This window comes from Marivita sp., assembly GCF_020055675.1.
Classification (GTDB): Bacteria; Pseudomonadota; Alphaproteobacteria; order Rhodobacterales; family Rhodobacteraceae; genus Marivita.
Window position 1 is genome coordinate 68905 of the sequence record NZ_JAIPUS010000011.1, and the last position, 12491, is coordinate 81395.

The window sequence follows — 12491 nt, forward strand, 5'->3', positions numbered from 1 at the left end:
AAAACTGACGCAAAAGTCACGCAGCCTATCCACACGTCATTTCATTTCGTAGTCTAACCTTGATCGACGCGGCCCAAGAAGAAGCCGCGCGCCATTGAGGACTTGCAGATGCCACGCACACGCGAGGTCGGAACGCTCTGGATCGGGGGGCCGCTCAGCTGGCTGGAACAGCTGTGCCTGAAGTCCTTTGTCGACAAGGGGCAGAAGATCACCCTGTTCAGTTACGAGGATATCCCAAACGTGCCCGATGGTGTCATCCGGCGCGACGGGCGCGACATCATCGATACAGACGATTTCATCAAGTACGAACAGAAAAACAGCTATGCCCTGTTCGCGGACTGGTTCCGCCTGCACATGATCCACCAATGCCCCGGCATGATCTGGGTGGATACCGATGTGTATTGCTATCGTCCCATGGATTACGACAGCGATTACGTCTTCGGCTATGAACTGCCCGGCGAACACCGGGTGAACAACGCGGTTCTGGGTCTGCCCGCCAGCAGCGAGGTATTGCGCCAGATGCTGAGGTTTACCGACGACCGGTATTCCATTGCACCCTTCTTGCCCAAGAAGCGACAGGCCGAGATGCGCAGGAAGGCCGACAAAGGCAAGCCCCTGCATATCACGGAACAGCCTTGGGGTGTCTGGGGACCCATGATGGTCACGCACTACGTTCACGAACTGGGGCTGGAGGAACATGTCCAACCGCTCAACGCGTTTTATCCCATCACCTTCCGCGAACGGCACAAGTTCATGCGCCGGGCCGAGCTGGCCGAGGGGCTTGTAACCGACCAGACAACCGCGCTGCATCTCTGGGCGTCGAACAAGCGCCAATTGGGCGCCAACCACAATGGCTTGCCGCCCAAAGACTCTTTTCTCGAACGGCTGGTACAGAGCCATGACATTGCCCCCGCGCGCGCGCCGATAAAGAGCCGCGGCCGCACGACGTTTGACGCAGCGCTTGTCGACGAGTTGGACCTGACAGAGGTGAACAGCGTGGCTGATCTGGCCGGGACATCGCGCGGCTTTGTCCTTTCACTGCATCACAAGTTCGACTGCGACATTCATTTGGTGAACACGAACCGCCGGGCCAAGTTCAAGGATGAGGATCAACCGTGGCTGGAGGGCTATATCACCTTCCTGACTGAAAACGACGTCGATCCAGAGCGGATCAAGGTCATCCGGTCGGACAAGGACCTGCGCCCGGTGGATGTGCTTTGCAATCTGCAAGGGTTCGGCGATCGCTGGAAGGTGCCATTCCTCAAGACATTCATGGAGCGCTGTCTGCACTCCGACACGCGCGTGTTCATGGATGTGCGGCGCGGATCGGGGGCGTTCCCCTTCCTCAAGGCCTTTGGCACAAACACGCCGCTATCGACCCGAGAAGACGATGGCATCACCGTCACCCGCATCCGCCTGACGCCAAACCCGCCTGCCGCGGACCCGGATCAGGATTGGGCGGACATTGCGCTGCACCTTGCGGGCACGGACGGCTGGTATCGCCCCGGCACCAACGGGCACAGCGCTCTCTATATACCGCGCGACCCCGACACGCTGGTCGTAACATTCGACAACCTCGACATCGCGATGACAAAGCGCGAGGATCGACGGCCCTGGGGGTTCAGCTTCATCAAGGAACAGGGATGGTCCATGCTGGGCGTTCTGGCCGGCGGTTGGACGTGGTATCGTGAACCTTGGGTCTATGAACAGTTTGACGACCTGCAGAGCAGCGGCTTTTTCAAACAGTTCAAACGCGTGGTATTCTATGGCGCCTCCATGGGTGGCTACGCGGCTTGCGCGTTCTCGCCCGCTGCGCCGGGCTGTGACGTGGTGGCGATCTCTCCGCAGTCCACGGTCGACACATCCGTTGTCCCTTGGGAGACGCGCTACAAGGTGGTCTGGGACCGGGACTTTGACGGAAAATATGGCGATGCGGCCAAGGTGAGCGAGGCCGCCAACCGAATATCGATTCTTTATGACCCCTATGAGCCGCTCGACGCGCAACACGCCGCGCGGTTCAATGGTGCGAACGTGCAGCACCTCCGTGCGCCGCTGTTGGGTCACCGGCTTGGCAGTTCGCTGAACCAGATGGGTATCCTGTCCCCGATCATCCTGGGTGCGCTCAATGGCACGCTGACCTCGGAAGCCTATTACCGCATGCTTCGCACCCGCCGTGAATTTCCGCGGTACCAGCGCGAACTGTTCAAACGGGCGGTGGACAAGGGCCATACAGAGCTCGCCAAATCGCTGGGAACACACATACTGGAGAAAAATCCGAACCGCGCCGTCCGGGTGGGGCTGAAAGAGCTCGGATAGCCGAGGGCGCCTTGCCCCGGACAACCGGTCGTTTTGGCCGGGGTGTTTGCACCGGTGGCCCGACCCCCGGACGCGCTGTTGCAAGCATTGAAAAACCGCGCAGGCCGCCTAGGGCCTAGACCCTAACTATATCGCACAGAAGTCGAGCATATCGCCACATATCGCCAAAAATTAGGGCAATTCCATCGCCGTGTTGCCGAATGACGGCACAGGATGTTCCTGCCACGAAAATCGGCGGCCTAGATGGCATCGGCTGATGAGACCCGTCAGCAAATAGCGTGCGATGCGGACGGCCCTTTGCAGCCAAATCCAAGCGCACACAGCAATTGAATTGCGCAGGTGGCCTGTTGCGTCCGACGCTGCAGTTGGCCGCTCCACTGCGCGAAATGAATAGAGGACGTTTGCAAAATGTCGATGAAATTTCTCAGCACCACGGCGGCTGCCGCGCTTGTTGCCTCGACCCTGCCCGCACTTACCCAGGAGGCAGATTGCCCGATCAAGGTGGGTGTGCTGCATTCGCTTTCCGGCACGATGGCGATTTCGGAAACCACCCTGAAGGACACGATGGAGATGCTGGTCGAACAGCAGAATGAAGACGGCGGTCTTCTGGGCTGTGACATCGAAGCGGTTGTCGTCGACCCTGCATCCGACTGGCCCCTTTTTGCGGAAAAGGCCCGTGAATTGCTGACGGTTCAGGACGTTGATGTGATCTTCGGCGCCTGGACATCGGTCAGCCGCAAATCCGCGCTGCCGGTTCTGGAAGAACTGAACGGCCTGATGTTCTACCCGGTTCAGTACGAAGGTGAGGAAAGCTCCAGGAACGTGTTCTACACCGGGGCGGCGCCGAACCAGCAGGCGATCCCGGCCACCGATTACTTTCTCGAAGAGCTGGGCGTCGAGAAATTCGCGCTGTTGGGCACAGATTACGTCTATCCGCGCACGACGAACAACATCCTCGAATCCTACCTTCAGGACAAAGGCATTCCGGACGAGGATATCTTTGTGAATTACACGCCGTTTGGCCATTCCGACTGGTCAAAAATCGTGTCCGACGTTGTTGCGCTGGGCGCTGACGGCAAGAAGGTCGGCGTCATCTCGACCATCAACGGCGATGCCAATGTCGGCTTCTACAAGGAACTTGCCGCCTCGGGCATCGATTCGGCCGACATCCCCGTCGTCGCCTTCTCGGTGGGGGAGGAAGAGCTTTCGGGCTTCGATACCTCCAACCTCGTCGGCCACCTTGCTGCGTGGAATTACTTCCAATCGGCAGACACGGAAACCAATGAAGACTGGGTCGACGCCTGGAAAGAGCGCATGGGCGAAGAGCGTGTGACCAATGACCCGATGGAAGCCCATTACATCGGCTTCAACATGTGGGTGAATGCCGTCGAAGATGCGGGTACCACGGATGTCGATGCGGTCCGCAGCGCGATGTACGGCCAGGAGTTTCCGAACCTGACAGGCGGAACGGCTGTCATGCTGCCGAACCATCACCTCGCCAAGCCGGTTCTGATCGGTGAGATTACCGAGGATGGGCAGTTCGACATCATCAGCCAGACCGAAGAAGTTCCGGGCGATGCCTGGACGGATTTCCTGCCGGAATCCGCAGTCCTGAAGTCTGATTGGCAAGAGCTTGGGTGCGGCATGTACAACACCGAAACCGAGAGCTGCGTTCAGATCGAATCGAACTACTGACCCGAGCGGTGCGTGGGAAACCACGCACCTCCCCCTTCTGCATCGGGTGTGTCACGCTCCAACTGTCCCGGATATCTTCATGCTGCGCTTTGTCGCCATTTTCCTCGCTTGTCTGACGGTCTCGCTTCCGGTTCCTGCTCAACAGGCTGACGCGCCCATACAGCAGGTATTGCAGTCCCATCGCGACATTCTTCTGGAAAGCTCGCGCCGGACGATCGGGCCAGCGATTGATACGCTTGCCAATTCCGGCCTGCCAGCCGCGCAGGACGTTCTGGAACGCTGGCAGACCAAGGACATGTGGTTCAACGAAGACAGCGGCCTGTTCGTATATGCAGAAGAGATTGACCGTGACACGCTGCGCATTTTCGATTTTGCCAACGGATCCGAGATTGGCATCGTGCCCGATGATGACTTTGATCAGCTGAAACCAAACTCCGGGATTCGCAGCATGATCGGCACCGCGTTGGTGCAGTTCCAGCTCAGTGATCCGGACCGCGACACCCGTGTCGCCGCTTTGAACGCAATCGAACGCGGGGCCGAGAAAAGCCATTTGGCAGCCTTGCGCGACAGTATCCCGACCGAAAGTGACGAAGCGCTGTTGCAGCGCAAGATGCGGCTTGAACGTCTGCTTACCATCAGGTTCGGTGAAACCGACGCGGCCCGGATCGAGGCCATCAAGAGCTTTGCCGGCGATCTGGGCGTTGATGTCCGCGCGGCCCTGAACCCTCTGGTGGCGGTCCGTCTTGAGGCTGCCGCGGCCCTGCCGGACGCACCTGATATCGGCCGGACCCTGGTGCCGGGGTCGGAGGCGCTCAGCCGCCATGACGCATATGCGCTGCTGGTCGATGACGGCCTCGCCAAACCCCGCATCAGCCGGGACAATCAACGCACTGCTTTGATCGAGAACATCGAGGACGGTCAGGTCGCCGGCATTCGGGTCGCCACATTGGACAGCCAATCCGCCCGCGACCTGGCCTATGCCGCCCTCGCGGAGCAGGGAACCGTCGACGCCGTCGCGACAGCGGCCGAAGTTGAAGAGCGGCTTGCCAACCACGTCTTCTACGAGCGTTACATCGGCGCCCCGCCCGAAGTTGTCGCCGCTGCGCAACTGGCTCTTGGCGCGATCGAGAACAAGGTCGCGGTAAACCGGGCCTTCGACCTTGGACTGGATGCCCTGTCGCTTGCTTCCATCTACTTCCTAGCGGCCATCGGGCTTGCCATCACCTTTGGCGTGATGGGTGTCATCAACATGGCGCATGGCGAGTTCATCATGATGGGGGCCTATACCGGCTATGTCGTGCAGCTTTTCATTCCCGATTACACGCTGTCGATCATGGTTGCGATCCCGCTGGCCTTTGCGGTTACCTTCGGCGCGGGTGTTGCGATGGAACGACTGGTGATCCGCTGGCTCTATCACCGCCCTTTGGAGACATTGCTGGCCACTTTCGGCATTTCGATCGCGCTGCAACAAATCGCCAAGAACATCTTCGGCACGCAGGCCCGGCCTCTCACCGCCCCGGGCTGGCTGGACGGGTCATGGGTGATCAACGACATCGTCTCGATCAGCTATATCCGGATCGCGATTTTCGGCCTTGCCTTGTTGTTCCTTGCGCTGATCCTGTTCGTGATGAACCGCACACGGCTCGGCCTTGAAGTGCGCGCTGTCACGCAGAACCCCCGCATGGCGGCCTCGATGGGCATCAACCCCGACAAGATCAACATGCTGACCTTCGGGTTCGGATCGGGCATTGCCGGGATCGCCGGGGTCGCGATCGGGCTTTATGCCAAGGTCACCTCGGAAATGGGGAGCGACTACATCGTGCAGTCCTTCATGACCGTGGTGGTCGGCGGCGTTGGCAATATCTGGGGCACGCTTCTGGGGGCCACGATGGTCGGGACACTGCAAAAGGGGATCGAATGGCTCAACCCGTCCAATACATTGGCGGCGCAGACATACATGATCCTCTTCGTCATCCTGTTTATCCAGTTCCGGCCCCGGGGCATCATCGCCCTCAAGGGCCGTGCAGCGGAGGCATGATACATGACTGACGCAGCCTTTCCCCGCCGCCAGCCCATCGCCCTTCGTTTCCCGTCGGTGATGATCTTTCTGGCCATCCTCGCGCTATTCACCGTCGGCGTGACGATCCTTTCCGAAGGCTTTGGCATCGGCGTGATCTCGACCAGTTTTGTCAAGACGTTGGGCAAGACTCTCTGCCTTTGCCTCGTGGCCCTGGCGATGGATCTCGTCTGGGGATATTGCGGTATCCTGAGCCTGGGTCACATGGCCTTCTTCGGACTTGGCGGTTACGCCATTGGCATGTGGCTGATGTATGCGCGGACAGAGATTATCGTACTGGAAAGCCTTGCCGCAGCGCCCCTACCCCCGACGCCGCAAGAGGTATCGGACGGGATTGCCAGCCAAATCTTTGGCGTTGTCGGCGCAGCGGAATTCCCGCCGATCTGGGCCTTTGCCCATTCCCTGCCGCTGCAACTTGCGGCGGTGGTACTGGTGCCCGGACTTCTGGCGCTGGTTTTCGGATGGCTCGCGTTCCGCAGCCGTGTCACCGGTGTCTACCTGTCGATCCTGACCCAGGCGATGACGCTGGCGCTGTCATTGCACCTTTTCCAGAACGATAGCGGGTTGCGTGGCAACAACGGTCTTTCGGGTCTGCAAAACCTGCCCGGTCAATCGGACATATCACAGGATATCGTGTCGCTCTGGTTCTTCTGGGCCTCGGCTGTCGCCCTTGGTCTTGGGTATCTGCTTTGCGCCTGGGTCGTGTCCGGCAAGTTCGGATCGGTGATCCGCGCCATCCGCGACGACGAGGCGCGCGTGCGCTTCCTTGGCTACCCGGTCGAAGCATTCAAACTGGCGGTCTTTACCCTGACCGCCGTCATTGCCGGCATTGCGGGCGCGCTGTATTATCCGCAGGCCGGGATCATCAACCCGGCCGAGGTGGCACCAATCGCTTCGATCTACCTGGCGGTCTGGGTCGCCATCGGCGGGCGCGGGCGCCTTTATGGTGCGGTGATCGGCGCGGCCTTTGTCTCGTTGCTGTCCACCTGGTTCACCGGGGGACAGGCGCCCGACATCGGACTTGGGTTTTACACCATCAACTGGGTTGATTGGTGGACCGTCCTTCTGGGTCTGTCCTTTGTGTGTGTCACTCTCTTCGCGCCAAAAGGCATCGGCGGTCTCGTTGATCTCTTGGTCGATCGGCATTCCCTGGATCGTCATGGTGCAGATCTTGGCCCTGACCAGGGCGCGCTGCGCGAACAGGAGGCCGAGAAATGAGCACATTGCTCGAAGTGTCCGGCGTTTCGGTTTCGTTTGACGGGTTCAAGGCAATCAACAACCTGTCTTTCCAGATTGCCGACGCCGAACTGCGCGCGGTGATCGGGCCGAACGGAGCGGGCAAGACCACGTTCATGGATATCGTCACCGGCAAGACCAAACCCGACGAGGGCCGCATCGTCTATGGGGACCGTGGTGATAGTCTGCTTGGCATGTCGGAAAGCCGGATCGCGCAAATCGGGGTGGGGCGGAAATTTCAGCGGCCCACCGTGTTCGAAGACCAAAGCGTGTTCGCCAACCTGATGATGGCCCTGCGCAAGAGCCGGTCGCCGTTCTCGGTCCTGTTCTTCAAACCGTCGCAGGAAGACGACGACAAGGTTGCCGAACTGGCAGGAGAAATCGGCCTTTCCGCAGCCTTGCACCGAAAGTCGGGCGAACTGAGCCATGGGCAAAAGCAATGGCTGGAAATCGGAATGCTGCTGGCGCAGGAACCCCGCCTTTTGCTTGTCGATGAACCCGCCGCCGGCATGACACCTGCAGAACGTGAGCACACGACCGATATTCTGCGCGAGGCGGCAAAGACCCGAGCGGTGGTCGTCGTGGAACATGACATGGAATTTGTACGCCGCTTGAACTGCAAAGTGACGGTTTTGCACGAAGGGTCGGTTCTGGCCGAGGGGTCACTCGACCATGTGACCAACAACGAACAGGTGATCGAGGTGTATCTTGGGCGATAATGTTCTGAAAACCGAAGGCTTGACCCTGCATTACGGCGGCAGCCAAATCCTGAACGGTATCGACATGACCGCCGCCAAAGGCGAGATCACCTGCGTGATGGGCACAAATGGCGTTGGCAAAACGTCCTTGCTCAAAGCTATCTCCGGAACGCACGCGTTTTCGGCCGGCGCGATGACAATGAACGGTGAAGCCATCAAATCGGCCTCTGCTCATGCAATGGCACAAAAAGGGGTCGGATACGTGCCGCAGGGACGGGATATCTTTCCGCTGCTGACCGTCAGGGAAAACATGGAAACCGCCTTCGCCTGCCTGCCAAGGTCCGAGCATTTCATCCCCGACCACATCTTCGGCCTGTTTCCGATCCTCAAGGAGTTCCTCAACCGGCGTGGCGGCGACCTGTCGGGGGGGCAGCAACAACAGCTCGCCATCGCGCGCGCGCTGATCACCAAGCCAAGGCTCCTCCTGCTGGACGAGCCGACAGAGGGAATCCAGCCCAATATCATCCAGCAGATCGGTCGTGTCATTGCGCTATTGCGCGAACAGGCCGATATGGCGATCATTCTGGTCGAACAGTATTTCAGCTTCGCATACGATCTCGGTGATCGTTTTTACATTCTCGAACGCGGCGCGGTAAAGATCAGCGGCCCGAAGGCACAGCTTGATCGACAAGACCTGCTTGCGGGCATGTCCGTCTGACCCCGCACGACAATCCCGAAATAGCCACCCGCCGCGCACGCGACACACGCCGGGATGTCTTTACGTTTGATCGGCTCTCTTGAATGCACCCTGCACGATGCGGTCCATGACCATGGCCAGGAACAGGATGGCGAAGCCACCCAAAAGACCCGGCCCTTTGGCCGCGAATTGCAACGCTTCCAGGATTTCCTGACCCAGGCCACCGCCGCCGATAAGCGAGATGATCACAACCATGGACAGGCACATCAGGATCGTCTGGTTCACACCTGTCATGATCGAGGGCAGTGCCAAGGGCAGCTCCACATCCTTGAGCAATTGCCACTTGGATGCACCAAAGGCGACCGCCGCTTCCTTGATGCTCTCGGGCACACCCCGCATGCCAAGTGCTGTCAGCCGGATCACCGGAGGCATTCCGAAGATGATCGTGGCGAGGATGCCCGGCGGATTGCCAGTTCCGAAAAATGCGATGATCGGGATGAGGTAAACGAAGGCGGGCAAGGTTTGCATCAGGTCCAGCACCGGTTCGGCCATGCGATAGGCGCGGTTCGATTTGCCGAACCAGATGCCAAGCGGGATGCCGATGATCACGCAAAGCAGCACCGCCGAACCCACGAGCGCGACCGTCTCCATCGCGAGCGCCCAGTAGCCCAGCAGCGCGGTATAGGCCATCGCCGCCACGGTAAAGATGGCGACGCGTGGACCTGCGGCACGGTACGCCGTCACCGCGACAACCAGCATCACCACGGGCCAGGGCGAACCGTTCAAGGCCAGCGTCAGGCCGTCCAGCACGGTGCGGACACCGCTCACAATCCCGTCGAACACGTCACTGCCGGCGGTTGCCGCAGCGTCGATCCTGTCCTCCATCCATGAGGCCACTGCCCCGAACAAGGTGCCACCACCTTCGCCCAGGAAGATCTCCGATACGCGCCGTTCAGGGAACTCGTTCAACAGCGAAAGCGAATTGCTGACCGTGAACTTGTAGATGATGAGCGGCGCAATCGCCGCTGTCAGACCACAGCCCAGCACTAGGTTGGGAGTGTAGCGCCCGCTTTCTACATGGTCCGGATCGATCCGCCAGTGCGAATACTGCTTTTCATAGAGGATGTTGGCATAGACACCCTGCATCAGCTTGAACGCCACCAGAAGGATCACACCGGTGATCAGGATACCCGCAGCCTCGGCCTGCGCCGCCTCGGCGCGTTCGATGTTTTGTTCGATGGCGCGCTGCATGTTGCCCGCAAGCGTTTCGAACCTTTGGCGTGTCTCTTCATCGGCCGCCGCGGCCGCCTGATCCAAGCGCTCCTGCATCCTTTCGCGCTGTTGCGCGGCACGGTCCAGAAAATCGGCCCCAAGATCGCCCCAGAGCCCGCGGCCGATCTGCACCCAGGCGATGATCTCAAGGATCAGAAACGCCCAGAACATGCCCCAGATCGCACGCGACGCGGCCCATATCGGGCCCAGAAGCGCGGCAGCAATGTTGAATGTCCAGGGAAAAGCGCCGGTGGCATCGTGGATCTTATGAAAGACCCGGACATAATAATCGCCGTTTGGCCCGGCGAAATCCTTGATCGATTTGTCCAGCGCGGCGCGATCGACCTCGACATCCGAAGCGGCCGTGACCTGCATGTCACTGGTTGCGTCGCTCATCTTTGCCTCCCTGGAGTCCCCGCAGCAGGCGCGGCTTGCTGACGATGCCGATATCGGCCCCGTCCTGGGTGATGACGACCGGCAGATCGGTGCCCACCGCAAGATCGATCAGCGCATCGAGATCGGCGCTTTCATCGGCACGCGGCGCACCGTCCAGGGAGCCGGGGTAACTGTCCATGGACTCGATGATGGAATGGGCTTTCACCAGCTTGAGCTTGGAAATGCCCTGGACGAAGTCACGCACATATTCGTCCGCCGGGTTCATCACGATGTCTTCGGGTGTGCCGATCTGCACGATGACACCGTCCTTCATGATCGCGATGCGATGACCGATGCGGATCGCTTCATCCAGATCGTGCGTGATGAATAGCGTCGTCTTCCTGAGCTGCGCCACAAGCGCCTTGAACTGGTCCTGCAATTGCAGCCGGATCAGCGGATCGAGGGCGGAAAACGGCTCGTCCATCAAAAGAATTTCCGGGTCCGAGGCAAGCGCCCGCGCGATACCGACCCGCTGCTGCATCCCGCCTGACAATTCGCGGGGCAGCCGGTCTTCGTATCCCGTCAGGTCAACCAGCCCCAGCACGTGATCGGAAACCGCCCAGCGCTTGGATTTCGGCATTTTGCGGATTTCCAGCGGATAGGCCACGTTGTCCCGCACCGACCTGTGCGGCAACAGCGCCATGTGCTGGAACACCATGCCGATCTGTTGCGCGCGAATGCGGCGCAAATCACGATCCGAAAGCGACGAGACATCCTGGCCAAGGATTTCGATCTTGCCCGCAGTCGGTTCGATCAGGCGGTTCACATGCCGCACAAGCGTGGATTTGCCGGACCCGGACAGGCCCATGATGCAAAAAATCTCGCCGCGAGCCACTTCAAAGCTCGCACCCTGAACACCGACGACACACTTGTATTTCTCAAGAACCTCAGGCTTGGTCAGCCCATCGTCCAGCACCGCCTGCATGGCCTCGCTGCTGCGGTCACCGAAGATCTTCCAGACGTTTTCGAGTTTTACTACCGGATCGTTCATTGGCCTCTCCCTCGGAGCGCGCATCTCCGGCCAGCGCGGACACGCCGGACATGTGAAGATCAGGCCACCACGCTTGGCAGTGGCCCAGCCGCAAGAGGCTCAGTTGGTCAGCCAGTTGATCACGGTGTCCTGGTTCTCGGACACCCACTGGCTGGCAAAATCGGCCGCTTCCTCGCCATCGACGGCCAAGGCTTTGCCCATTGCGCCCAGGTCGTCACCGGTCATCTGATAGTTCTCGAACAGCGATGCGACCTCGGGATAGGCGTCTTCGATTTCCTTGGCATAGTGCAAGTGCAACGTGGCGCCATTCCACGCGGTCGAGGCCTTGGATTTTTCCAACCAGTCGGGATCATCTGTCGGCTGCACGATTTCCCACGTGTCGGTATCATGCGCCGGTTCTTCAAGAACGTAGAGATCTTGCGTCACAAAGATGTAATGCGGGCTGTAGCAGAAACCGAGCCACGGCTCATTTGCCGTTGTCGCATTGGCGAGGTTCGCATAGGCGATGGTCTCTTCGTACTCTGTCAGCTCGAACATCTGGTCATAGCCATAGGACTTGGCCCGGACCTTTTCGACAACAGTCGACGCCCAGCCCGGCGCGCCGACCCAGACTTCAGGCGTGCCGTTGCCATCCGTGTCGAAGATCCCGATCTTGTCCGGATCGCTCAGATCGTCGATATGGGTGATGTCGTATTCCTCGGCGATATAGCTTGGCACGCACATGCCCTGCTCCGCCTGCACCGGGTTCTCGTTCATCACAACGGTCCCGTTGTCCTTGACATAGGTGTCGTGCAGATTCTGCTGGTTGGGCATCCAGACTTCGGGGTGCACATGCATGGACCCCTTGTCCATCGCTTCGAATACGATCGGATTGGTGCCGTTCTGCAATTCGACATCAAGACCAAGATTGTCTTCGATCACCACTTCGAGGACATGCGCGGTCGCGTTCACCGAGGCCCAGTTTGGCACGCCGATCACGATATCGGCAGCCTGCGCCGCACCGGCCGCCGCAACACCGATAATGGCCGAAGTCGTCAACGTTCTTGTTTTGGTTGATTGCATGTGGTCGTCCCT

The 12491-nt window shown here is 59.7% G+C and carries 9 protein-coding genes; 6 read left to right on the top strand and 3 right to left on the bottom strand.

The genetic code is table 11. The features are described 5' to 3' along the window. Window positions 1-108 precede the first annotated feature (108 nt). The 6 genes from LCF59_RS09495 to urtE all read left to right on the top strand — a co-directional run bounded on the left by LCF59_RS09495 (window position 109) and on the right by urtE (window position 8740). Entirely contained in the window at window positions 109-2316 is a 2208-nt protein-coding gene (locus tag LCF59_RS09495) for a hypothetical protein (protein ID WP_292287229.1), read from the top strand. A 408-nt stretch (window positions 2317-2724) separates the two neighbouring features. Next, window positions 2725-4011 carry an urea ABC transporter substrate-binding protein gene (gene urtA / locus LCF59_RS09500; protein ID WP_292287230.1) on the top strand — a complete coding sequence of 429 codons (1287 nt, stop codon included), beginning with the start codon at window positions 2725-2727 and terminating at the stop codon, window positions 4009-4011. A 79-nt stretch (window positions 4012-4090) separates the two neighbouring features. Continuing rightward, complete coding sequence (gene urtB, locus LCF59_RS09505; RefSeq protein ID WP_292287231.1) at window positions 4091-6049, top strand: urea ABC transporter permease subunit UrtB; 1959 nt, start codon at window positions 4091-4093, stop codon at window positions 6047-6049. Between the two features lie 3 nt (window positions 6050-6052). Further along, window positions 6053-7306 carry an urea ABC transporter permease subunit UrtC gene (urtC, locus tag LCF59_RS09510; protein WP_292287232.1) on the top strand — a complete coding sequence of 418 codons (1254 nt, stop codon included), beginning with the start codon at window positions 6053-6055 and terminating at the stop codon, window positions 7304-7306. Then, window positions 7303-8043 (top strand): urea ABC transporter ATP-binding protein UrtD, encoded by a 741-nt coding sequence (gene urtD / locus LCF59_RS09515; RefSeq protein ID WP_292287233.1) that lies wholly within the window; start codon window positions 7303-7305, stop codon window positions 8041-8043. Before urtC ends, urtD begins: the two co-directional genes overlap by 4 nt. Beyond that, window positions 8033-8740, top strand: coding sequence for an urea ABC transporter ATP-binding subunit UrtE (urtE, locus tag LCF59_RS09520; RefSeq protein ID WP_292287234.1), 708 nt, complete (start codon window positions 8033-8035; stop codon window positions 8738-8740). The genes urtD and urtE overlap by 11 nt, the downstream gene beginning before the upstream one ends. Window positions 8741-8800: 60 nt before the next feature. On the opposite strand, the gene LCF59_RS09525 is transcribed toward urtE, so the two are convergent. From LCF59_RS09525 to LCF59_RS09535, 3 genes are all read right to left on the bottom strand, one after another. Beyond that, window positions 8801-10387 (bottom strand): proline/glycine betaine ABC transporter permease, encoded by a 1587-nt coding sequence (locus LCF59_RS09525; protein ID WP_292287235.1) that lies wholly within the window; start codon window positions 10385-10387, stop codon window positions 8801-8803. Beyond that, window positions 10368-11417 (bottom strand): glycine betaine/L-proline ABC transporter ATP-binding protein, encoded by a 1050-nt coding sequence (locus tag LCF59_RS09530; RefSeq protein WP_292287236.1) that lies wholly within the window; start codon window positions 11415-11417, stop codon window positions 10368-10370. Before LCF59_RS09530 ends, LCF59_RS09525 begins: the two co-directional genes overlap by 20 nt. Before the next feature lie 99 nt (window positions 11418-11516). Continuing rightward, window positions 11517-12479 (bottom strand): glycine betaine ABC transporter substrate-binding protein, encoded by a 963-nt coding sequence (locus tag LCF59_RS09535; RefSeq protein WP_292287237.1) that lies wholly within the window; start codon window positions 12477-12479, stop codon window positions 11517-11519. Window positions 12480-12491 lie beyond the last annotated feature (12 nt).

Coding starts and splice junctions, on each gene's coding strand:
- LCF59_RS09495 (WP_292287229.1), top strand. CDS start 109: ATGCCACGCACACGCGAGGTCGGAACGCTCTGGATCGGGGGGCCGCTC.
- urtA (WP_292287230.1), top strand. CDS start 2,725: ATGTCGATGAAATTTCTCAGCACCACGGCGGCTGCCGCGCTTGTTGCC.
- urtB (WP_292287231.1), top strand. CDS start 4,091: ATGCTGCGCTTTGTCGCCATTTTCCTCGCTTGTCTGACGGTCTCGCTT.
- urtC (WP_292287232.1), top strand. CDS start 6,053: ATGACTGACGCAGCCTTTCCCCGCCGCCAGCCCATCGCCCTTCGTTTC.
- urtD (WP_292287233.1), top strand. CDS start 7,303: ATGAGCACATTGCTCGAAGTGTCCGGCGTTTCGGTTTCGTTTGACGGG.
- LCF59_RS09525 (WP_292287235.1), bottom strand. CDS start 10,387: ATGAGCGACGCAACCAGTGACATGCAGGTCACGGCCGCTTCGGATGTC.
- LCF59_RS09530 (WP_292287236.1), bottom strand. CDS start 11,417: ATGAACGATCCGGTAGTAAAACTCGAAAACGTCTGGAAGATCTTCGGT.
- LCF59_RS09535 (WP_292287237.1), bottom strand. CDS start 12,479: ATGCAATCAACCAAAACAAGAACGTTGACGACTTCGGCCATTATCGGT.